Here is a 22,179-nt window from a genome sequence, read left to right on the forward strand (position 1 = left end):
CTGGTACCTGGAGCGCACGGTGCACTACATCGGGCGGGTGGGGCTGGACTATGTGAAGAAGAAGATCCTGGAAGACGCCGAAGGCCGCAAGGCGCTGTGGGAGCGGCTGCAGTTCGCGCTGGACGGGGAGCCGGATCCCTGGTTCGAGTCGAGCCAAGCGCAGGTGGATGTGCGGCAGTTCACGCCGCTCACGGTGTAGGCGGGGAAGCTACTTGAAAAGACGACTCTTCATCGCTTCTTCCGCGCTTGCCGCGGTGGGTGCCCACGCGCAGGTGGCCGACCTCAACGACGCCATCAACAAGGCGGGCCGCCAGCGCATGCTGTCGCAGCGCGCGAGCAAGGCTTATCTCGCGCTGGCGCAGAAAGTGGAAACGCGCAGCGCGCAGCAAGTGCTCGACAAATCGATTGCACTGTTCGAAAGACAGCTGACCGAGCTCAAGGCCTTCGCACCGAGCCCCGCTATCCGCGGCACCTATGACGCGCTCGACGGCGCATGGAGCGAATTCAGGCGCGAGCTCACCGGCCCTTCGCTCGGCAAGGAAGAGGCCGCCCGCATCGTCAAGCTCGATGCCGCCGTGCTCGCGCTTGCAAACCAGGGCACCACGCAGTACGAAACCGCCTCGGGCAAGCCGGTGGGCCGGCTGGTCAATATCGCCGGCCGGCAGCGCATGCTGTCCCAGCGCATGGCCAAGTTCTACCTGGCCGGCGCGATGCAGATCGACGCCACTGGCAGCACGGCAGAAATTGCAAAGGCGCGCGGCGAATTCCTTGCCGCGCTCGAAACCCTGCGCAACGCGCCTGAAGCCACCGCGCAGATCCGCCAGGAACTGGTGCTGGCCGACGCGCAGTGGATGTTCTTCAACCGCGGCCTCCAGCGCCTCGAAGGCGCGGCAACCTCACCCGCCCTGATGTCCGACGTGTTCGTGGCCAGCGAGAACCTGCTGGCCATCATGGACCGCGTGACCGGCCTGTATTCCGACCTCAAAACCTAGAGACCCCACCATGAGCGAATGGAAAGCCATCTGCCGTATCGACGACATCCCCGTGCTGGGCGCCCGCCGCGTGGCGCGCCCCGTGGGTGTGGCCGTCGCCGTGTTCCGCAATTCAGAAGACCAGGTGTTCGCGCTGCTCGACCGTTGCCCGCACAAGGGCGGCCCATTGAGCCAGGGCATCGTGTTCGGTACCAGCGTGGCCTGCCCCCTGCACAACTGGGCCATCGGGCTGGACGACGGCTGCGCCAAGTCGCCTGACGAAGGATGCACGCCCAAGTTCGCGGTGAAGGTCGCCGAGGGCGTGGTGCATCTGGATGCGGAAGAACTCAAGACGCATGCGATCGACTTGGCACCGCCCCGCGCCGGCCCCGGCGCCGCAACGGCCGGCAAGCTGGGCGACGAGACCTTCGACGTGCAGGCGCCGCACGGCAGCTAGGCGCACAACCAAGGCACGACCCATGGAAGAAACTCGCTCCACCTGCCCCTACTGCGGCGTGGGCTGCGGTGTGATCATCGAGTCCGACGGCGCGCAGATCACCGGCGCGCGCGGGGACCCCGACCACCCGGCCAACTTCGGGCGCCTTTGCACCAAGGGCTCCACGCTGCACCTCACGGCAACGGCCACGGTCACGCGCCAGACCCGGTTGCTGCACCCGATGCAGCGTGCCGCGCGCGGCGCCGAGCCAGCACCCGTGGCGTGGAACACCGCGCTCGACGGCGCGGTCGACAAGTTCGCGCAGGTGATTCGCGACCACGGGCCCGACGCCGTGGGCTTCTATGTGTCGGGCCAACTGCTCACCGAGGACTACTACGTCTTCAACAAGCTCGCCAAGGGTTTGATCGGCACCAACAACATCGACACCAACTCACGCCTGTGCATGAGCAGCGCGGTGGCCGGCTACAAGCAGACGCTGGGCGCCGATGCGCCGCCCGCCTGCTATGACGACCTGAAGCATGCCGAGTGCCTTTTCATCGTGGGCAGCAACGCCGCTTGGGCGCACCCGATTCTTTTTCGCCGCATCGAGGACGCGAAGGCCGCCAACCCGGGCATGAAGATCATCGTGGCCGATCCGCGCCGCACCGACACGGTGGAAATTGCCGACCTGTTCCTGCCCATCCAGCCCGGCACCGATGTCATGCTGTTCAACGGCATGCTGCACCTGATGCTGTGGGAAGGCTGGACCGACAACCGCTACATCGCGGCCCACACCACCGGCTTCGATGCATTGAAGGCCACGGTGCGCGAATGCACGCCCGACAAGGTGGCGCAGATCTGCGGCATCTCCAAGGACGACCTGCTTGCCGCTGCGCGCATGTTCGCGACCTCGCCCGCCACGCTGAGCCTGTATTGCCAGGGCCTGAACCAATCGTCGAGCGGCACCGCCAAAAATGCGGCGCTGATCAACTTGCACCTGGCCACCGGCCAGATCGGCAAGCCCGGCGCCGGCCCGTTCTCGCTCACCGGCCAGCCCAACGCCATGGGCGGGCGCGAAGTGGGCGGCCTGGCCAACCTGCTGAGCGCCCACCGCGACCTGGCCAACCCCGCGCACCGCGCGGAAGTGGCGGCGCTGTGGAACCTGCCCTCCGTGCCCGAGAAGCCCGGCAAGACCGCGGTCGAGATGTTCCAGGCCGCCGCCGACGGAGAGATCCGCGCGCTGTGGATTGCCTGCACCAACCCCGCCCAATCGATGCCCGACCAAGCCACGGTGCGCCGCGCCCTCGAGCGCGCCGAATTCGTCGTGGTGCAGGAAGCTTTTTCGACCACATCGACCTGCGCCTTCGCCGACCTGCTGCTGCCCGCCACCACCTGGGGCGAGAAGGAAGGCACCGTGACCAACAGCGAACGCCGCATCTCGCGCGTGCGCCCCGCGGTGGCTGCGCCCGGCGAGGCACGCCACGACTGGTCGATTGCCGTCGACTTTGCACGCCGCCTCGAACAGCGGCTCGGCCGCACGGACACGCTGTTCCCCTACCGCTCGGCCGAGCAGGTGTGGAACGAGCATCGCGAATCCACCCGCGGGCGCGACCTCGACATCACCGGCCTGAGCTACGCCATGCTCGAAACGGCCGGCCCCCAGCAATGGCCGCTGAAGGAAGGCGAGACCACCGGCCGCGCCCGGCTCTACGAAGACGGCGTTTTTCCGACGCCGGATGGCCGCGCACGCTTCGTCGATACCGTCTACAAACCCGTGGCCGAGGCGCGCGAGGCGCGCTACCCGTTCTCGCTCAACACGGGCCGCTTGCGCGACCAGTGGCACGGCATGAGCCGCACCGGCACGGTCGGCCGCCTGTTCGGCCACGTGGCCGAGCCTGTGGTGCAGATGAACGCGCAGGACATGGCGCGCCGCCTCTTGAAAGACGGCGACCTGGTGCACCTGACCTCCAAGCGCGGCTCCATCCTGCTGCCCGCGCGCGCCAGCGCCGAGATCGGCCTGAGCCAGGCTTTCGTTGCCATGCATTGGGGCGAGGAATACCTGAGCGGCTGCTCTTCGACCGGCACGCCGCTGGCCGGCATCAACGCGCTGACCACGCCGGCCTACTGCCCCACTTCGAAACAGCCCGAGCTCAAGCACACGCCGGTCAAGATCCTCAAGGCCGAGCTGCCGTGGTCGCTGCTCGCCATGGCCTGGCTGCCGCCCGACGCCGCCTTTGCCGCGCAGCAGGCACTCAAGCCGCTGATGGCGATGTTTCCGTTTGCCACCTGCGTGCCGTTCTCGGGCAACACGCCGGGCGAAGAGCGCAGCGGCATCCTCTTTCGCGCGGCCGCGCACGACACGCCGGACGACAGCCTCATCGACCGCATAGAGGGCCTGCTCGGCCTTGGCGCAAGCGATGCCCTGCGCTACGCCGACCGCCGCCGCGGCCAGCGCCGTGTGGCACGGCTGGTGCGCCGCGCCGACGGCAACGCCGGGCTCGAAGCTTTCCTGCTGGGCGGCGACACCACCGCCGAGGCCTGGATCGGCACCCTGCTGCGCGAGGAAATTCCGGCCCAAACCTACGGCCGGCTGCTGCTGTCGCCGGGCGCCCGCGCGCCGGTGGCGGTGCAGTCCCGCGGGCAAACGGTCTGCACCTGCTTCAACGTGACCGACCTGGCCATCCAGGGTGAACTGGGTCGCTGCAGCGGCACGCCCGAGGAGCGGCTGGCCTCGCTGCAGGGCGCGCTCAAATGCGGCACCAACTGCGGCTCCTGCCTGCCCGAACTCAAGCGCATGGTGCGGGCAACGCCGGTGGAGGTTCTCGCGGAGGGTGCATAAAGGTCGCATGGAGGGCATAAGCCGCCTTGCTTTCCGGCATAAGCATTGCGGGACAATCGGGGCACCCATGGGAATCAGCCAATACATCAAGGAAATCGGCCGCGGCGCGCGAGGCGCCAAGCCGCTCACGCGCGAACAGGCCACGGACCTGTTCGGCCAGGTGCTGGACGGCACCGTGACCGACCTGGAAATCGGCGGCTTTTGCCTGGCCATGCGCATCAAGGGCGAAACGCCTGAAGAGATGGCCGGTTTTCTCGATGCGACGCATGCGCGGCTCAACCACGTTCCGGCCGCCGACCGCCCCCTCATCGTGCTGCCGAGCTACAACGGCGCGCGCAAGCTGCCGGTGCTCACGCCGCTGCTCGCCCTGCTGCTTGCCCGCGAAGGCCTGCCGGTGCTGGTGCACGGCAGCGCGACCGAAACATCGCGCGTGCTGGCATCGAACGTGCTGGAGGCATTGGACATCCCCATGCTCACCGCCATCCGAAGAATTGCATCCGGCGAGGTCGGCTTTGCGCCGACCGAACTGCTCAACCCCGCGCTCAAGCGGCTGCTCGACGTGCGCCGCGTGGTGGGCCTGCGCAACCCTGGCCACAGCGTGGTCAAGCTGATGCAGCCGACCACCGGCCCCTGCGTGGTCGTGGCAAGCTACACCCATCCGGAATACGCGCGCACCATGGCAGAGACTTTCCAGCTCATGGGCATGACCGCCCTGCTCTCGCGCGGGCTCGAAGGCGAAGTGGTCTCCGACCCGCGCCGCACCGCGCAGATCGACGGCTTTGTGCGCGGCGTGCGCAGCGAGCTGCAGGCCCAGGCCGCCGGCACGTCGAACGAAGTGCCGGGCCTGCCGAAAGAGATCGACGTCGCGACCACGGCCGACTACACGCGCCGCGTGTTGAATGGCGAGCTTCCCGTGCCGGAAGCCATTGCCACCCAGGTCAGGCACATCACGCAACTGGCAGCCCACGCATGAACGCACCCACATCCCCATTCACCGCCGGAAGCTGCACGCTGGTGGGCGCCGGCCCCGGCGACCCCGAGCTGCTGACCATCAAGGCCGTGAAGGTGATCCAGGCCGCCACCGTGCTGCTGGTGGACGACCTCGTGAGCGAGAGCATCCTGGCCTCGTATGCGCGGCCCGATGCTCGCATCGTGCACGTGGGCAAGCGCGGCGGCTGCAAGAGCACGCCGCAGGCGTTCATCGAGCGGCTCATGATCACCGCGGTGCGCGAAGGCGAAACCGTGGTGCGCCTCAAGGGCGGCGATCCGTTCATCTTTGGCCGCGGTGGCGAAGAGGTCGAGCACCTGCGCGAAGCCGGCATCGAATGCACGGTCATCAACGGCATCACCGCCGGCCTTGCCGCCGTCACCTCCCTGGGCGTGCCGCTCACGCACCGCGACCACGCACAGGGCGTGGTGTTCGTCACCGGCCACGCCAAGACCGGTGCCAGCGCGTATGAAGACGCCACTGACTGGCGTGCGCTGGCCGCCACCGCGCACAGCGCGCGGCTCACGCTGGTGATCTACATGGGCGTGGCGGGCGCGGGCCACATTGAACGCGAACTGCTTCAGGGACTGCCCGGCAACACGCCAGTCGCAGTCATCCAGCACGCGAGCCTGCCGCAGCAGCGCCACATCACGGCCACGCTCGACCGGCTGCAGGCCTGCATCACCGAAGGCGGGCTGGCGAGCCCCGCGGTCATTGTGGTGGGCGATGTGCTGCGCGGGCTCGCTGCTGCGGCGCTGCCGGCGGGCTCCGACGCCGGCCGGTTCGGCACCTGAGCCGACGGAAGAGAAAGCTCGGAAGCCCGGGCTGTTCTCCAAGCAACGCCTGCTGAGCACCAGTCGTTGCACTCGCCCGCAAGGGCGCTTTGGCACCCAGGTGGCATGGAGCGTGCTTAACGCCAGCATGCTCGTTTCTCGATCGTTTTCCGTGTGCGGCGCCGGCCAATGACTGTCGTCGCCACGCCTCCGCCCGCCGCCGTTGAAATTGTTGCCCTGAGCAAGCGCTACGCCGCCGGCACACCGCCCGCGGTCGACCAGATCGACCTGCGCATTGCGAGCGGCAGCTACTGCTGCCTGCTGGGCCCGTCAGGTTGCGGCAAGAGCACCACGCTGCGGATGATCGCGGGGCATGAGTCCGTCACCAGCGGCGACATCCTGCTGGACAACCGCAACATCACCAACCTGCCCGCCGCCGCGCGCGGCACGGCGATGATGTTCCAGAGCTTTGCGCTGTTCCCGCACCTCTCGGCGGTGGACAACGTGGCCTTCAGCCTCAAGATGAAAGGCACAGGCAAGGCCGAACGGCAGAAGCGCGCGCGCGACCTGCTGGAGCGGGTGGCGATGGGCCACCTGGCCGACCGCAAGCCCGGTGCACTCTCCGGCGGCCAGCAGCAGCGCGTGGCACTGGCGCGCGCGCTCATTACCGAACCGCGCGTGCTGCTGCTCGACGAGCCACTGTCGGCGCTCGATCCGTTCTTGCGCATCCAGATGCGCGCCGAACTGCGTCGCTGGCAGAAGGAGCTGGGGCTGACTTTCGTTCATGTGACGCACTCGCAGGAAGAAGCGATGGCGCTGGCCGACACCATGGTGGTGATGAACCACGGTGTGATCGAACAGGTCGGCTCGCCCCACCAGATCTACAACCATCCCGCCAACGAATTCGTGGCGCGTTTCATGGGCGGCCACAACGTGTTCGACACGCCCGCCGGCCCGATTGCCGTGCGCAACGACCACATGCGGATCGCCCCGGCGTCCGGCGATGAAGGCATTGCCGCGGCCATCACCGACGTCGAGTACCAAGGCACCTACGTGCTGCTCGGCCTTGCACTCGAAGCCGCTGCGCCCGGGCGCCAGAACGTGTCGGTGCTGCTGGGCGAAGCCGCCTTTCTGGCAAGCCCCTATGCGCCGGGCGATGTGGTGCGCCTTGCATGGGCCGAGGCCGATGCGCGCGCACTCGCCGTTGCAGCGTAGTCCTCCCTTTCCGTTTCGTTCATCCGCCACTTTTTTTCCACGGAGACTCTTCCATGACCGACCCCATCGACTCGTCCGCCGGCCTCCAGCGTCGCACCCTGCTGCAAGGCACCGCCGGCATCCTTGCCACGGGCATTGCGCCCTTCGTGCATGCGCAGGAAAAAATCGTGCTGCGCTACCTGGGCACGGCAGTGAACCAGGACAAGGCGATTGCCGAGAAGTTCAAGGCCGACACGGGCATCGAAATCCAGTACGTGGCCGTGACCACCGACGACGTGACCAAGCGCGCCGTGACCGCGCCCAACAGCTTCGACCTGATCGACACCGAGTTCTTCTCGCTCAAGAAGATCGTGCCCACCGGCAACCTGAAGGGCATCGACACCAAGAAGATCAAGAACGCCGACAAGATCACCACGCTCTTCACCAAGGGCGAGGTCGCAGGCAAGGCCGTGGGCGACCAGGGCACCGCGCCCAAGAAGGTGATCTATCTCGAAGGCGAAAAGTCGAAGAAGTTCGCGACCGCGCCTACGCAGTTCATGTCGCTCATCCCCACGGTCTACAACGCCGACACGCTCGGTATTCGCCCCGACCTGATCAAGCGGCCCATCGGTTCGTGGGCCGAGCTGCTGAACCCCGAGTTCAAGGGCAAGGCCGCGATTCTGAACATTCCGTCGATCGGCATCATGGACGCGGCGATGGTGGTGGAGGCCAAGGGCATCCACAAGTACAAGGACAAGGGCAACATGACCAAGGCCGAGATCGACCTGACGATCAAGACCCTGATCGAAGCCAAGAAGGCCGGGCAGTTCCGCGCGCTGTGGAAGGACTTCAACGAGTCGGTCAACCTGATGGCCTCGGGCGAGGTGGTGATCCAGTCGATGTGGTCGCCGGCCGTGACGGCCGTGCGCACCAAAGGCATTGCCTGCAACTTCCAGCCGCTCAAGGAAGGCTACCGCGCCTGGGCCGCCGGCTTCGGTCTGCCGGCCACGCTGTCGGGCAAGAAGCTCGACGGCGCGTATGAATTCATCAACTGGTTCCTCGACGGCTGGGCCGGTGCCTACCTGAACCGCCAGGGCTACTACAGCGCCGTGCTCGACACGGCCAAGGCCAAGATGGAGGCCTATGAGTGGGCCTACTGGATGGAAGGCAAGGCCGCCACGCAAGACATCAAGGGCCCGAACGGCGACCTGCTGGCCAAGGCCGGCGCGGTGCGCGACGGCGGCAGCTACGAGCAGCGCATGGGCGGCATCGCGTGCTGGAACGCGGTGATGGACGAGAACGAGTACATGGTTCGCAAGTGGAACGAGTTCGTCGCGGCTTGAACATGTCCCACCCCCGTCCCTCGCTCACTTCGTGTAGCTCGACTCCCCCCTCAAGGGGGCGCCACCAGCGGCCCGGCAAAGCCGGTTCCGCGGTGGCCCACGCACAGGCCTCGTTTCACTCGCCATGAGTTCGCCGGTCGCCAGCGCGCACGCGCCCAGCCCGTCCATCCATGCCGTGAAGGCATGGTGGCAGGCGGCGCCGTTCGCGCTGGTGTTCTTGCTGTTCTTCTTGATTCCGCTGGCGCTCATCGCCATGGTGAGCCTGTGGAACTTCAACGAGTACGAACTGATTCCGGCGATAACGCTGCGCAACTACGCAAGCCTGTTCGAGGGCTGCTCCCAGCTCACCGACAACGGCGACCTGTGCGTCACGCTCAACACCTACCTGAGCACTTTCAAGTTCTGCCTGCTGGTGTGGGGCATCACGCTGCTCATCGGTTTTTCGGTCGCGTATTTCCTGGCTTTCCATGTGCGCTCGTCGACGATGCAGACGGTGCTGTTCGTGTTGTGCACCGTGCCGTTCTGGACCTCCAACGTGATCCGCATGATTTCGTGGGTGCCGCTCTTGGGCCGCAACGGTCTGGTCAACCAGATGCTGACCGGGCTCGGTGTGGTCGAACAGCCGGTCGAGTGGCTTCTGTTCTCCGATTTTTCAGTGGTGCTCGCCTTCGTGCACCTCTACACGATGTTCATGATCGTGCCGATCTTCAACAGCATGATGCGCATCGACCGTTCGCTGCTCGAAGCCGCCAGCGACGCGGGCGCCTCGGGCTGGCAGACGCTGTGGAACGTGGTGGTGCCGCTGTCGCGCACCGGCATCCTGATCGGCTCGATCTTCGTCATCACCATCGTGATGGGCGACTTCGTGACCATCGGCGTCATGGGCGGCCAGCAGATCGCATCGATCGGCAAGATCATCCAGGTGCAGACCTCGTACCTGCAATTTCCGCTGGCTGCGGCCAACGCGATGATTCTGTTGGCGGTGGTGCTGATGATCATCTGGGGTCTCACCCGGCTGGTCGATATTCGCAAGGAACTCTGAGATGGAACGTCGCCCAGGCTTCTGGCCCCTTGCGATCGTGTTCGCCCTCTTCGTGCTGTTCCTCTACGGCCCGATGATCACGATCTTCATCCTGAGCTTCCAGGGCCCCGAAGGCGGCCTCACCTTTCCGCTGCGCGGCGTCTCGCTGCACTGGTTCTACAAACTGGCCGAAGGCCTGGGCACCGTCGATATCGGCGCCGCATTCAGGCGCTCGCTCGCGCTGGGTGCTGTGGTGATGGCGTTCACCGTGGTGCTCTCGGTGCTGGCCGGCCTCGCATTCCGCAAGAAGCTCGCGGGCAGCAACGCCCTCTTCTTCGTGACGGTCGCGAGCCTCATCATGCCGTCCATCATCATTTCGCTCGGCATCGGCCTGCAGTTCCGGCTCATCGACACCGGCGTCAAGAGCCTGCTCGAGGCCATGGACGCCACCACCCTGCTCGAAGGCTACGGCACCGCGCTCGGCCTGTTCAGTTCAGCGCTCGGGGCCCATCTGACCTGGACCCTGCCCTTCGGCCTGCTCATCATGTTCGCGGTGTTCAACCGCTTCAACCCCGCCTACGAAGAAGCCGCGCGCGATCTGGGTGCCACGCCCTGGCAGACCTTCCGCCACGTGGTGCTTCCGCTGATCGGCCCTTCCATCGTCGGCATCGGCATGTTCGGCTTCACCCTGTCGTGGGACGAGATTGCCCGCACTTCGCAGGCCATCGGCGACGTCAACACGCTGCCGCTCGAGTTGCAGGGCCTCACCTCGACCGTGACCACGCCGTCGATCTATGCGCTGGGCACGGTGACCACCGTCGTGTCTCTGCTGGTGATGGCCGTGGCCCTGGGCGCGGCTGCGCTGCTGCGCCGGCGTGCCGTTCGGCCGCGGTAGCGCCGAAGACCGGCGCCGCGTCTAGACCTTTTGGCGGACGTGGGCGTTTTCCTACGGCCGCCTAAAATCGCGCTCCAACAAAAGCGCAAACAATGAGAGAGGCGGGAATGCTCGACATCGACAAACTCAACGAATTCACCCAGAACCATGGCGAGCTGCAGCGCGGCCGTGGCCTGGTGACAGGAACCATCGCGCTGAGCCTGGGCATCCTGTGCTTTCTGGGTGTGCTGGCATTCCACTTTCCGCAGTACCTCACAACGCCGGAGTTGCGCCGCAGCTACAACGTCGACGTGATGCGTTTCATCCTGCTGGCGGCCATGGTCATCTCGGGCGGGCTGGCGCTGGTCAACATCATCTTCAACCGCTCGCGCTGGCTCTCTTCGGCCGCGTTTTTGCTGGTGGCCGCGGCCGCGCTGCTCGGCGGGCACAAGGTGCCGGTGAACGACTTTGCCGACAACACGCCGTACATCGGCCTCGACTGGTTCATTCTCGACCTGCTGGGCTCCTCGCTGATCTTCATCTTCATTGAGAAGCTGTTCGCGCTGCGCAAGGACCAGCCGGTTTTTCGCGCCGAGTGGCAAACCGACTTTCACCACTTTGTGGTCAACCACATGATCGTGGGCTTCGTGCTGCTGGCCACGAACCTGATGGTGCACAAGTTCTTCGGCTGGGCGGCCAACGACGGCATTCGCGGCTGGGTGGGCAACCTGCCGTTCTGGGCCGGGCTGCTGCTGATCATCCTGGTGGCCGACCTGGTGCAGTACTGGACCCACCGCGCCTACCACGAGGTGCCGGTGCTCTGGCGCCTTCATGCGGTGCACCACAGCGTGAAAAGCATGGACTGGATGGCCGGCTCGCGCCAGCACATTCTCGAGCTGCTGATCACGCGCACGCTGGTGCTCGCGCCGATCTACGTGTTCGGCTTTTCGAAGGAAGTGATCGACGCGTACATCGTGGTGGTGGGGTTCCAGGCGGTGTTCAACCACTGCAACGTGAGCGTTCGGCTCGGCCCGCTGCGCTACATCATCGTGACGCCCAACTTCCACCACTGGCACCACAGCCAAGACGTCGAGGCGCTCGACAAGAACTATTCGGCGCACTACGCCTTTCTTGACTACATCTTCGGCACCGCGGTGAAGAGCACCAAGCTCTGGCCCGAAAAATACGGCGTGCTCGGCGACTACGTGCCCAACGGCTTCTTCAAGCAACTGAAGTTCCCGTTCGTCTGGAAGGGATGATGCGTACCGCCCTTCTCATGGCCGCGGCCACCGCCGCGCTGCTGCTTACGGCGTGCGCCACGCGAGTGGACCTGCCCTCCAAGGACACAGGGTTGCGCCTGCGCGTGCAAAGCTCGGTCATTGCGCCCGGCAACGGGGGCGAGCTCATCGCCGCCGATGCGCTGCAGCCGGGCGACATCCTGCTGACCTCGATCGCCACGGTCAATTCCTTCGGCATTCGCCTTGGCACCTTCTCGCCGGTGAGCCATGCGGTGCTGTATCTGGGCGACGGACTGATTGCCGAAGCCGTGGGCACCGGTGTGCGCGCACGGCGGGTGGCTGATGTGGTGGACGAAGAACAGATGGTCGTCGCCTTTCGCGTGCCCGGGCTCGATGCCGCGGGGGTCGAAAAGCTACGCGCCTGGGCCAACTCGCAGGTCGGCACCCGCTACAACACCACCGGCGTGCTGCTGAACGCGCCTTTCGTGCTGAACCGGCGCCTGTGCGAGCTGCCGCTGATACCTTCGGCCGTGAGCCACTATTGCATCAGCGGCATGGCCATGGTGCAGTTGGGCGCGAGCCGCGACGACCAGTTCTTCTGCTCGCAGTTCGTGCTCGAAGCCTATCGCCAGGCCGGCATGCCGATTACCGACGCCGACCCCCGCTGGGTGAGCCCGGCCGACCTGCTGCACATGCGCGAGGGCGACGTGCCCTCGATTGCCGCCACGCAGCCGCTGCGCTATGTCGGGCACCTGAAGTACAACGCGCCGCCGCTTCTTGCGGCCGATGGCCCCTGAATTCCCTCGTTACCGGTTTGAGCGCTCCTTTCCAGTTCGATGTCGTCGTGGTCGGCGCCGGTGCGGCCGGGCTGTTCTGCGCCGGGCTGGCGGGCCAGCGCGGGCTCAAGGTGCTGCTGGTCGACCACAGCGAGAAGGTCGGCGAGAAGATCCGCATCTCGGGCGGCGGCCGCGCCAACTTCACCAACCGCGATCTCGACGTGCGCGCCCCGCAGCGCCACTTTATCGGCGACAACCCGAATTTTTGCCGCTCGGCCCTCTCGCGCTACGCCCCGCAGCAGTTCATCGAGCTGGTGCAGAAGCACGGCATCGCCTTTCACGAAAAGCACAAGGGGCAGCTGTTCTGCGACGGCTCTTCGCAGCAGATCGTCGACATGCTCCTGGCCGAGTGCGAGGCGGGCAACGTCACGCGCTGGCAGCCTTGCAAGCTTGGGAAGATCGCGTTTTCGGCACCTGAAGCCGGCGCGGCGGGCGCGGGATGCTACCAAATCGATAGCAGCAAAGGCCTGATCGAAACGCCCAAGCTGGTGGTCGCCACCGGCGGCCTCTCGATTCCGCAGATCGGTGCCAGCGATTTCGGCTACCGCTTGGCGGAGCAGTTCCGCCTGCGCGTGGTCACGCCCCGCCCGGCACTGGTGCCGCTGACCTTCGGCGGCGAAGCCTGGGCGCCGTATGCCGAACTGGCCGGCCTGGCGCTGCCGGTGCGCATCGAGACCGGCGCCAAGAAAGAAAAGATGGCCTTCCTCGAAGACCTGCTGTTCACGCACCGCGGCCTCTCAGGCCCGGCCGTGCTGCAGATTTCAAGCTACTGGAAGCCCGGGACCCCGCTGACGCTGGACTTTGCGCCGGGCGTGAACGTGGCCGAAGCGCTGGGCGAAGCCAAGCTCCGCTCGAAAAAACGCATTGCCAACGAACTGGCCACGCTGGTGCCCTCCCGGCTGGCCGACGCCTGGGTTGGACAAGACCCGGCCCTGCAGCGGCCGGTCAACGAGGCGGCCGACAAGGCCCTGGCGGCCCTGGCCGAGCGCATTGCCCGCTGGCAGATCACCCCCAGCGGCACCGAGGGCTACAAGAAGGCCGAGGTCACCGCGGGCGGGGTCGACACCCGCGATTTGTCGTCCCAGACGATGGAATCCAAGCAGCCGGGCCTTTATTTCATCGGCGAAGTGGTCGATGTGACCGGATGGTTGGGCGGATACAACTTTCAATGGGCTTGGGCGAGCGCACATGCGTGTGCAACCGCGCTATAATCGCGGGCTAACTTTGGCCTTCCCTCAACGGCCGCAAAAATTTTCAGTTGAGGAACCCCGGCTTGGGGCCTCGATCTCCCCGAGCCAAATTCAGTTCAACGATTCATCAATGACCACCATCCGCGTTAAAGAAAACGAGCCTTTCGACGTCGCCCTGCGCCGCTTCAAGCGCACCATCGAAAAGCTCGGCCTGCTGACCGACCTGCGTGCCCGCGAGTTCTACGAAAAGCCGACCGCCGAGCGCAAGCGCAAGAAGGCAGCCGCCGTCAAGCGCCACTACAAGCGCGTGCGCAGCATGCAGCTCCCCAAGAAGCTGTACTGATGCCCGTTGGCAACAGGGTCGCCGGCCTTTGACGCAAGTCGGCCCAGCGACCCGATTGCTGCCTCAGCCGCGCCAGGGAAACCTGCCGCGGCTTTTGTTTTTTCCGAACCAGGAGCCCCGAGCATGAGCCTCAAGGAACAGATCACCGAAGACATGAAGACTGCGATGCGCGCCAAGGACTCGGAGCGCCTTGGCACCATCCGCCTGCTGATGGCCGCCCTGAAGCAGAAGGAAGTGGACGAGCGCGTGGAACTCGACGACGCCATGATCGTTGCCATCGTCGACAAGATGGTCAAGCAGCGCAAGGACTCGATCGCCGCCTTCACCACCGGCGGCCGCGCCGACCTGGCCGACAAGGAATCGGCCGAGATCAAGGTGCTCGAGGTGTACCTGCCGCAGCGCATGAGCGCCGACGAAGTGGCCACCGAGGTGAAAGCCATCGTGGCCGAACTGGGTGCCAAGGGCCCGGGCGACATGGGCAAGGTGATGGGCGCGGTCAAGACCCGCCTCGCCGGCAAGGCCGACATGGGCCAGGTGAGCGCGGCGGTCAAGGCTGCCCTCGCAGGCGCCTGATGAACGACGGCGGCTGCGCCACCACCATACTGAAAGCCTGCGCCTGCCTCGTCGACGCACGGGGCCGGCTGCTGGTGTTCCGCCATCCGGGCGACGGGAACATGCAGTTGCCCAAGGGCACCATCGAGCCCGGCGAATCGCCCGAGGTGGCGGTGCGCCGCGAACTGCTCGAGGAATCGGGCATCGACCACGTCGGCGAGCTGCAATCGCTCGGCACGCTGCACCGCGACTGCGAGGCCGGCACCGAGGGCAACACACTGCGCCATCCGCAGCTTTGGCACCTGTTCCTGATGCGCGCCGAAGCGCCTCTGCCCGAAAGCTTCGACCACGTGGCCATGGGCAGCCCGGAAGAAGACGGCCTGGTGTTCTCGTTCAGCTGGCTGGCGCAGGGCGACGACGTCGAGAACTTCACCCTGCCCTACCGGCAAGCCATCGAGCGCGTTCGCGAAGCCTTGCTCGCAGCCTGAGGCTCCACTGCCGGCGGCGCCGGGCGGTAAGAGCCTCACCCCAGCACGCGCACCACCATATAAAGCCCCAGCAGCGCCAGCCCAGCCAGGAAGCAGCGCCGGAACACCGCCACGGGCAACCGCTTGCGCAGCCACGTACCCAGCGCCATGCCGCCGATGGCCGGCAGCAACATCGCGATGGAGCCGCCGAGCGCCGACACCGGATATCCCCCGTTGCCCGCCAGCCCGATGGCGAGCACCACGGTCGACGTGGTGAATGAAATGCCCATCGCCTGGATGAGCGCATCGCGCTGGAACCCCAAGGCTTGCATATAAGGCACGGCCGGCATTGCGAACACGCCAGTGACCGCGGTGACCAGGCCCGTCGCCGCACCCACGACAGGGCCGAGCCAGCGCTCACGCCCCGGCGGCACATGCAGTTGCCGGCCCGTGAGCCCCCAGAGCGCATAGGCCACCAGTGCCACCCCGAGCGCCACCGACGCCCATGCACCCCCAGGCACGCCGAGCCACAACGCGCCGCCCAGCGTGCCCGCCACAATGCCGGCCTGCATGCCGCCGATGCGGCGCAGCACCGGCTTGAAAGTCGCGCGCGGGCCGGTCTGCCAGAGGTTGGTGATCAGCGACGGCACGATCAGCAAGGCGGCCGCCTGGGCCGGCGGCATCCAGAGTGCGAGCAGCGCCATTGCCACCGTCGGCAGGCCGAGCCCGATCACCCCCTTGACCGTGCCGGCCAGCAGAAACACAGCGGCGGCAGCGAGCCAGTGGCCGGACAGTTGATTCGATATGTCCATTGATGCCCAGTCTGCCGGCCGGGCTTGCGCCTGCAAATGCGGCTTTGGCGCAGCCGGCCTCAGGCACAGACTGAGGCTCCCGTGCTACCTTGTGGGCTCACCATGCGATTCGACCTCACAGACCTTCGGCTGTTTCTTCACGTTGTGGAAGCCGGCAGCCTCACCGCCGGCGCACAGCGTTCGCACATGACGCTCGCCTCGGCGAGCCAGCGCGTGCGCGGCATGGAAGACGCGCTCGGCAGCCCGCTGCTCACACGGCACGCGCAGGGCGTGCGCCCCACCGAGGCGGGCCGCACGCTGCTGCACCATGCCCGCGTCGTGCTGCAGCAGATGGAGCGCATGCGCGGCGAGCTTGGCGAGTACGGTCAGGGCCTCAAGGGTCACGTGCGGTTCATGTGCGGCACCTCGGCGCTGAACGAACACCTGCCCGAGGTGTTGAGCCGCTTTCTCGCGCAGCACCCGCGCATCTCGGTCGACCTGGAAGAGCGGCCGAGCCCCGATTCTGTGGAGGCGCTGCGCGCGGGCCTGTGCGACATCGGCATCGTCTCCGACGCGGTCAGCACCGAGGGCCTCGAGTGCCATCCCTTCCGCCGCGACGACCTCGTGCTCGTGATGCCGCGCGGGCATGCATTGGCCGGGCGGCGCCGCGTACACCTGGCCGAGGTGGCCGACAGCGAATTCGTCGGCCTGACCGAGGACAGCGCGCTGCAGCGGCTGGTCACGCAGCATGCCCGCGCCATGGGCAAGCAGCTGGCCTATCGCGTGCGCGTGCGCAACTTCGAGGCGGTGTGCGGCATGGTCGAGCACGGCATCGGCGTGGGCATCGTGCCGCAGACCGCGGCCGTGCGCTGCGCCCGTTCGATGAAAATCGCGCGCGCCGGGCTGAGCGATGCATGGGCCGAGCGCACGCTGATGGCCTGCGTGCGTTCGTCGGAAGACCTGCCGCTCAACGCGCGCCGCATGCTGGAGCATTTGCTGACGCCGCCGGAGAAGGTTGCGGCGAAGTAGCCGGGCCGCCACCGCATTGGCGCCTCCGTTGCGGCCGCCGCAGGCTCAGGCCGCTGCCGGCTCGGGAAACTCGATCTGGATCTTCACGTCGGTCGCCTTGCCCGCCGCCGCCTCTTCGAAGGCCTTGATGCCGTCTTCGAAAGCGAAGGTGCGCGAGATGAACGGCTTCACGTTCACCTGCCCCGAGGCGATCAGCGCGAGCGCGCGCGGAAAGATGTTGGCGTAGCGAAAAACGGATTCGATGCGCACTTCCTTCGCCTGGATCGCGACGATGTCGAAGGCCACCTTGGCGGGCGGAATGCCCACCAGCACCAGGCACCCGCCGGGGCACAGCAGGTCGAAGATGCCGTCGAAGGCGCGCGTGCTGCCGCTGGCCTCGAACACCACGTTGGCGCCCCAGCCGTCGGTGAGCGTCTTCACGGTTTCCGCAAGGTTGGTGTCACGCACGTTGACCGTGGTCACCGCGGGATTGCCGGCGAACAGCGCCAGCTTTTCAGCAACCAGGTCGGCAAGAATCACGCGCGCCGCACCGCCCGCGAGCGCGGCCAGCGCCGTCATGGCGCCGATGGTGCCGGCACCGACGACAACCGCCACGTCGCCAGGCTTGAGCGCCGCCTTCTTAGCGGCCTGCAGACCGATGGCCAGCGGCTCGACGATGGCGCCTTCGCCAAAGCTCACGTTGTCCGGCAGGCGAAAGGTGAATGCGGCCGGATGCACGACGAAAGGCGTGAGGCAACCGTGGATGGGCGGCGTGGCCCAGAAGCGCACGGCCGGATCGAGGTTGTAGATGCCTTCGCGCGTCGCGCGCGAATCCATCTGCGGAATGCCGGGCTCCATGCACACCCGGTCGCCGGGCTTCAGGTGCGTGACCTCGGCCCCGACTTCGGCCACCACGCCGGAAGCTTCGTGGCCGAGGATCATCGGCTCGTCGACCGTGTAGGGGCCGATGCCGCCATGCTGGTAATAGTGAACATCGCTGCCGCAAACGCCCACCGTGTGCATGCGGATCTTCACGTCGCGGGGCCCCACGTGCAGGGGAACCTCGACGTCGCGCAGTGTGAGTTCGTGCGCCTTTTCCAGAACAAGTGCTCTCATGTCGATCTTTCGCTAAGGGTGTGCTTGAGGGTTTCAGTGCAAGGGCGTGTCGGCGCGCAGCAGCGAGGCGCCGGTTTCAACGTCGAACAGGTGCATCCGCAGCGGGTCGGGCACGAAGCTGACGCGCTCGCGCAGCCGCGGCCCTTGCGCCGAGGGCATCAGCGCGGAAATTTCGCTGCCGTCCGCACCAAAGCTCACCAGCACTTCGTTGCCGAGATATTCGATGAGCTGCACCTCGCCCGAGAAGCCGCCGTTGCGCCCATCGTTCGTGTCGACCTGCAGGTGCGCGGGGCGCACGCCCAGGGTCACGCGCTCGCGCCCTTCGAGCGCGAACCGGCGCGCGTCCACCTGCACGCTGCCGCCCCGGCCGCTCAGCTCGCAGCGCCCGCCAAGGTCCCTGACCGCCATCTCGACGAGGTTCATCGGCGGTGTGCCGATGAAGCCGGCCACAAAGGCCGAGCGCGGCCGTTCGAAGATCTCCTTGGGCGAGCCCACCTGCTCGATGCTTCCGTCGCGCAGCAGCACGATGCGGTCGGCCAGCGTCATCGCCTCGTGCTGGTCATGCGTCACGTACACGGTGGTGGTCTTCAGTGCCTGGTGCAGCCGGGCGATCTCGATGCGCATGTGATTGCGCAGCTTGGCATCGAGGTTGGACAGCGGCTCGTCGAACAGGAAGACCTTGGGCGTCTTGATCATGGCGCGCGCAATCGCCACGCGTTGCTGCTGGCCGCCCGAAAGTTCCGCCGGCTTGCGCTGCAGGTAGCGCTCCAGCCCGAGCGTGTCGGACACCTCCTTGATGCGGCTGTCGATCTCGGCCTTGGGCACCTTCAGGCGCTTGAGGCCGAAGGCAATGTTGTCGCGCACCGTCATGTGCGGATAAAGCGCGTAGTTCTGGAACACCATGGCAATGCCGCGCTCCTGCGGCGGCAGGTCGTTCACGCGCCGGCCGCCGATCAGCAGGTCGCCGTCGCTGATTTCTTCCAGTCCCGCCAGCATGCGCAGGATGGTCGACTTGCCGCAGCCCGAAGGCCCGAGAAACACGACGAACTCGTTGTCCGACACTTCCAGGTCGAACTGGTGCACGACCTGCGTGTCGCCGTAGCGTTTGATGATGTTGTTGCAGCTGATCGCGGACATGGTCTGCCTTCCGGAAAGTTGATCGGCCCGGCTCATGCGCCGTCCCTTTTGCGCTTGAACGCGGCGTTGAGAAAGCCGCTGAGCACCCCGACCATCAACAGCGGCGGCAGCGACAGCAGGATGACGGAGGCATTCAGAATGCCCCAGGGCACGTCGCGCCCCAGCTGGCTGAGCTCCGAGGCGACGATGGGCAGCGTCTTCGCGTCCGAGGTGGAGAGCATCAGCGCAATGAGAAACTCGTTCCACACCAGCACAAAGCCGAAGGCGATGGCGCCGATCAGCGAGCGAGCGGCAATCGGCAGCGACACGCGAAAGAAGATGGCGTAAGGCCCGTAGCCGTCGACCCGGCCGGCCTCCTCCACCTCTTTGGGCACCGCCTTGAAAGCCGGAATCGCCAGCCAGATCACGGTGGAGAGCGTGAGCAGCGTGTAGGTCACGATGAGCGCAATGCGGGTGTCGTAGAGCTCCAGTTGCAGCCAGATCACCATCAGCGGAATGGCGACGGCCACCGGCGGCAGGAACCGCATCGACAAGACGAAGAACTGGATGTCGTTGGCCCAGCGCAGCGGATAGCGCGCGAGCGCATAGGCGGCAGGCAGCCCCAGCACCGCGCCAATGACCACAGCCGAGCCGACCACCACCAGCGAGTTGATCAACCCGCTGGCCACGGAATCGCGGCCAAGCACGTAGAGGTAGTTTTCGAGTGTCGGCGTGAAGACGAACTTGGGCACCGCCGAGACGATGTCCACCCGGTTCTTGAACGAGTTGATGAACGTCCACAGCACCGGCACCAGCGCCGAGAGCCCCGCGCCCACCAGCACCAGGCGCGCGAGCAGCGTGCCAAGGGAGAACGGCTTCTTCTTGTTCACGAGGGTCGCGTCCATTTCCAGATGTAGGTGAATGCCACGGTCGAGGCGACCATCATCAGCACCGCCATGCTCGAGGCGTACGAAATGCGGCCCGACTCGATGAAGCCCTGCGAGAACGCGTACATGTCCAGCGTTTCTGTGGAAATGCCGGGCCCGCCGCGCGTCATCACGTAGATCAGGTCGAACGCGCGCAGCGACTCGACCATCTTCACGAAGGTCAGGCTGATGAGCGGCGCCTTCAGCATCGGCAACGCCACGTAGGCGTATACCTCCCACGTCTTCGCATGGTCCATGCGCGCGGCCTCGAAAGGTTGCGGCGGCAGCGTTTCGAGCAGCTTGAGCACGATGACGGCAAAGAACAGCCCCCACTGCCACACGTCCACGAAGGCCACGGTCAGCAGCGCCGTCACCGGGCTGGCAAGCAGGTCCAGCGGCTCGCCGGTAATCGCCTTGTACGGCCAGGTCAACAGGCCGAACAACGGATGGAAGGCAAACTTCCATACGAAGGCGGCCGACACGCGCGGCAGCAGCACCGGCACGATGAACAGCATCGACAGCACGTTGCGCCAGCGCGGTGTCGCGCCTTGGAAGAGCAGCACGCCCAGCAGCACGGCCAGGCCCATCGTGGCGCTGACGGTCAGCACTTCCCACGTCAGCGACACCCCCGCCGAGTTCAGGAAGCGCCGGTCCAAAAACAGCTGGACATAGTTCGACAACCACACCCAGCTCGAATCGGCCTGCCCCAGCTCACGGTCCTGCAGCGAGATGACGATGGCAAACAGCGTGGGCACCAGCGCCAGAACCGCCAGCACCAGCAGCCCCGGCCCGATGAAGACGGCCGGGAGCCTTGTCTTGTTGCGCCTTGTCTTCTTCACTTCTTGCGTCGCGCGATCAGCTGCCTGGCGTAGGCGTCGAGTTCGTCCAGCCCGCCCTTGATGTCGCTGCGGGAACCGGTGATCAGCTCTTCGAGAATGATTCCCCAGCGGTCGCCCAGGTCGGGCCAGGCCGCGTCCTGCCAGAAGTTCACCGCCGTGAGCTTGCCGGTGTCCGCCAGCGCCTTGCCCAGGTCGGCGCCGTAGCGCTTGGCGAACTCGGGGCTGCCGAGCACGCTGGTGCGGTTCAGTTCGCCGAACTGGCCTTCGGCAAGGCGACGCTGCTCGTTCTTCTTGGAGGTGGCCCAGGCGATGAACAGGCCCGCGCACTTCTTCGCCTCTTCCGTCTTGTTGGCCTTGGTGCCGATGGCCAGCCCGTGGCCGTAGCCGCCGCCCGTCAGCGGCGAAGGCGGCGGCAGGTAGGCCACCTTGCCGATCACGGTAGACATCTTCGGGTCGAGCGCGTTGCCCGCCAGCGGTGTCGATTCGATCAGCATCGCCACCTTGCCGGCCAGAAATGCGCCCGTGGACTCGTCCCATCCGCCGGTCTTCGTGCCCGGCGCCGAATACTTGAACAGTTCGAGATAAGTCTGCGTGGCCTTCACCGCCGCAGGCGAGTTGAACACCGGCTTGTCGCCGTCGAACCACTGGCCGCCGTTGCCGCGGAAGAACGGCATCCAGCGCCACACGTTCGCGCCCGAGCCGCGCTGGCCGCGCAAGGCCACGCCGTAGATCCCGTTGGCGGGGTCGTTGAGCTTCTTCGCGGCGGCGACAAATTCCTCCAGCGTGGCCGGTGGCTTGATGCCGGCCTTTTCGAGCAGGTCCTTGCGGTACACCAGCAGGTCGCCGCCGCCGGTGAGCGGCGCGAACCAGGCCTCGCCGCCGAAGGTGGCCACCTTCTGCCGGCCGGGGTCGAAGTCCGCGTAGTCGTAGTCGGCCGGGTAGTACTTCGCTAGCGGCGCAATCCATTTCGACTGCGCGAACAGCGGCACATTGGCCTCGTCGACGTAGTACACGTTGTACTTTCCGACAGTGGATGCGTCGGCGCGCGTCTTGGTGCGACGGTCGTTCTCGTTGAGGTTGTCGATGCTGAAGGAGGCGCCGCTCAGGCTCTTGAACTCGTCCTTGTACTTTTCGAGCAGGGTCAGGCCGTCGCGGGGCTGCGACAGCACGCGCACGTCTTCCTTGCAGACCTGGGCCTGCGCCTGACCCCAGGTGGCCAGCGCTGCCAGCAGCATGGTGCCGGCCGTGATGCGGCGTGTGGTTCGAGTCGACATCGTTCGTCTCCTAGTGGCTTGTTGTGGATTGCCGGCAACTTGCC

Annotated in this window: 23 protein-coding genes; 17 read left to right on the top strand and 6 right to left on the bottom strand. The window is 66.3% G+C overall.

The window, feature by feature from the left end; all coding sequences use genetic code 11:
- The 16 genes from V9K97_RS19685 to V9K97_RS19760 form a co-directional block, all read left to right on the top strand.
- Window positions 1-199, top strand: a 199-nt coding sequence (locus V9K97_RS19685) for a hypothetical protein (RefSeq protein ID WP_337320112.1), incomplete at its 5' end; no start/stop codon positions are given.
- A 13-nt stretch (window positions 200-212) separates the two neighbouring features.
- Complete coding sequence (locus V9K97_RS19690) at window positions 213-992, top strand: type IV pili methyl-accepting chemotaxis transducer N-terminal domain-containing protein (RefSeq protein WP_337320113.1); 780 nt, start codon at window positions 213-215, stop codon at window positions 990-992.
- Window positions 993-1,002: 10 nt separating this feature from the next.
- Window positions 1,003-1,428, top strand: a complete 426-nt coding sequence (gene nirD, locus V9K97_RS19695) for a nitrite reductase small subunit NirD (RefSeq protein WP_258508007.1) — start codon at window positions 1,003-1,005, stop codon at window positions 1,426-1,428.
- Between the two features lie 22 nt (window positions 1,429-1,450).
- Window positions 1,451-4,246, top strand: coding sequence for a nitrate reductase (locus tag V9K97_RS19700; protein WP_337320115.1), 2,796 nt, complete (start codon window positions 1,451-1,453; stop codon window positions 4,244-4,246).
- A 67-nt stretch (window positions 4,247-4,313) separates the two neighbouring features.
- Entirely contained in the window at window positions 4,314-5,219 is a 906-nt protein-coding gene (ybiB, locus tag V9K97_RS19705; RefSeq protein WP_337320117.1) for a DNA-binding protein YbiB, read from the top strand.
- Complete coding sequence (gene cobA / locus V9K97_RS19710; protein WP_337320119.1) at window positions 5,216-6,028, top strand: uroporphyrinogen-III C-methyltransferase; 813 nt, start codon at window positions 5,216-5,218, stop codon at window positions 6,026-6,028. The genes ybiB and cobA overlap by 4 nt, the downstream gene beginning before the upstream one ends.
- 168 nt (window positions 6,029-6,196) lie before the next feature.
- Window positions 6,197-7,222 carry an ABC transporter ATP-binding protein gene (locus tag V9K97_RS19715; RefSeq protein WP_337320120.1) on the top strand — a complete coding sequence of 342 codons (1,026 nt, stop codon included), beginning with the start codon at window positions 6,197-6,199 and terminating at the stop codon, window positions 7,220-7,222.
- Window positions 7,223-7,275: 53 nt separating this feature from the next.
- Window positions 7,276-8,544: an ABC transporter substrate-binding protein gene (locus V9K97_RS19720; RefSeq protein ID WP_337320122.1), complete on the top strand. Its 1,269-nt coding sequence runs from the start codon at window positions 7,276-7,278 to the stop codon at window positions 8,542-8,544.
- 124 nt (window positions 8,545-8,668) lie between these two features.
- A complete protein-coding gene (locus tag V9K97_RS19725) occupies window positions 8,669-9,586 on the top strand; it encodes an ABC transporter permease (RefSeq protein WP_337320123.1) in 918 nt (305 codons plus the stop codon).
- Between the two features lies 1 nt (window position 9,587).
- Window positions 9,588-10,460, top strand: a complete 873-nt coding sequence (locus tag V9K97_RS19730; RefSeq protein ID WP_337320125.1) for an ABC transporter permease — start codon at window positions 9,588-9,590, stop codon at window positions 10,458-10,460.
- A gap of 107 nt (window positions 10,461-10,567) precedes the next feature.
- Window positions 10,568-11,698, top strand: a complete 1,131-nt coding sequence (locus V9K97_RS19735; RefSeq protein ID WP_157614771.1) for a sterol desaturase family protein — start codon at window positions 10,568-10,570, stop codon at window positions 11,696-11,698.
- The gene (locus tag V9K97_RS19740) at window positions 11,695-12,474 is read left to right on the top strand and encodes a YaeF family permuted papain-like enzyme (protein ID WP_258508026.1); all 780 of its coding nucleotides are present in this window, start codon (window positions 11,695-11,697) and stop codon (window positions 12,472-12,474) included. Before V9K97_RS19735 ends, V9K97_RS19740 begins: the two co-directional genes overlap by 4 nt.
- 17 nt (window positions 12,475-12,491) lie before the next feature.
- The gene (locus V9K97_RS19745; RefSeq protein WP_337320128.1) at window positions 12,492-13,724 is read left to right on the top strand and encodes an NAD(P)/FAD-dependent oxidoreductase; all 1,233 of its coding nucleotides are present in this window, start codon (window positions 12,492-12,494) and stop codon (window positions 13,722-13,724) included.
- A 109-nt stretch (window positions 13,725-13,833) separates the two neighbouring features.
- Entirely contained in the window at window positions 13,834-14,046 is a 213-nt protein-coding gene (rpsU, locus tag V9K97_RS19750; protein WP_007833691.1) for a 30S ribosomal protein S21, read from the top strand.
- Window positions 14,047-14,169: 123 nt separating this feature from the next.
- Window positions 14,170-14,619 (top strand): GatB/YqeY domain-containing protein, encoded by a 450-nt coding sequence (locus V9K97_RS19755; RefSeq protein ID WP_157614774.1) that lies wholly within the window; start codon window positions 14,170-14,172, stop codon window positions 14,617-14,619.
- On the top strand, window positions 14,619-15,086 hold the full coding sequence (locus V9K97_RS19760) for an NUDIX domain-containing protein (protein WP_337320129.1): 468 nt from the start codon (window positions 14,619-14,621) through the stop codon (window positions 15,084-15,086). Before V9K97_RS19755 ends, V9K97_RS19760 begins: the two co-directional genes overlap by 1 nt.
- A gap of 35 nt (window positions 15,087-15,121) precedes the next feature.
- Here the strand turns inward: V9K97_RS19760 and V9K97_RS19765 are convergent, their stop codons facing one another.
- Window positions 15,122-15,877 (bottom strand): sulfite exporter TauE/SafE family protein, encoded by a 756-nt coding sequence (locus V9K97_RS19765; protein ID WP_337320131.1) that lies wholly within the window; start codon window positions 15,875-15,877, stop codon window positions 15,122-15,124.
- Between the two features lie 102 nt (window positions 15,878-15,979).
- Here V9K97_RS19765 and V9K97_RS19770 point away from each other — a divergent pair, with 102 nt between their 5' ends.
- A complete protein-coding gene (locus V9K97_RS19770; RefSeq protein ID WP_258508043.1) occupies window positions 15,980-16,885 on the top strand; it encodes a LysR family transcriptional regulator in 906 nt (301 codons plus the stop codon).
- Window positions 16,886-16,930: 45 nt separating this feature from the next.
- On the opposite strand, the gene V9K97_RS19775 is transcribed toward V9K97_RS19770, so the two are convergent.
- Genes V9K97_RS19775 through V9K97_RS19795 form a run of 5 tightly spaced genes read right to left on the bottom strand, consistent with a single transcriptional unit; the run spans window position 16,931 to window position 22,135 of the window.
- A complete protein-coding gene (locus tag V9K97_RS19775; protein WP_258508045.1) occupies window positions 16,931-17,980 on the bottom strand; it encodes an NAD(P)-dependent alcohol dehydrogenase in 1,050 nt (349 codons plus the stop codon).
- A 33-nt stretch (window positions 17,981-18,013) separates the two neighbouring features.
- Complete coding sequence (locus V9K97_RS19780; RefSeq protein ID WP_337320132.1) at window positions 18,014-19,117, bottom strand: ABC transporter ATP-binding protein; 1,104 nt, start codon at window positions 19,115-19,117, stop codon at window positions 18,014-18,016.
- 32 nt (window positions 19,118-19,149) lie between these two features.
- Window positions 19,150-20,001, bottom strand: coding sequence for a carbohydrate ABC transporter permease (locus V9K97_RS19785; RefSeq protein WP_337320134.1), 852 nt, complete (start codon window positions 19,999-20,001; stop codon window positions 19,150-19,152).
- On the bottom strand, window positions 19,983-20,861 hold the full coding sequence (locus tag V9K97_RS19790; protein ID WP_337320135.1) for a carbohydrate ABC transporter permease: 879 nt from the start codon (window positions 20,859-20,861) through the stop codon (window positions 19,983-19,985). Before V9K97_RS19790 ends, V9K97_RS19785 begins: the two co-directional genes overlap by 19 nt.
- Window positions 20,858-22,135 carry an ABC transporter substrate-binding protein gene (locus V9K97_RS19795; protein ID WP_258501341.1) on the bottom strand — a complete coding sequence of 426 codons (1,278 nt, stop codon included), beginning with the start codon at window positions 22,133-22,135 and terminating at the stop codon, window positions 20,858-20,860. The genes V9K97_RS19790 and V9K97_RS19795 overlap by 4 nt, the downstream gene beginning before the upstream one ends.
- Window positions 22,136-22,179 lie beyond the last annotated feature (44 nt).

The organism is Variovorax sp. CCNWLW186 (genome assembly GCF_037203865.1).
Classification (GTDB): Bacteria; Pseudomonadota; Gammaproteobacteria; order Burkholderiales; family Burkholderiaceae_C; genus Variovorax.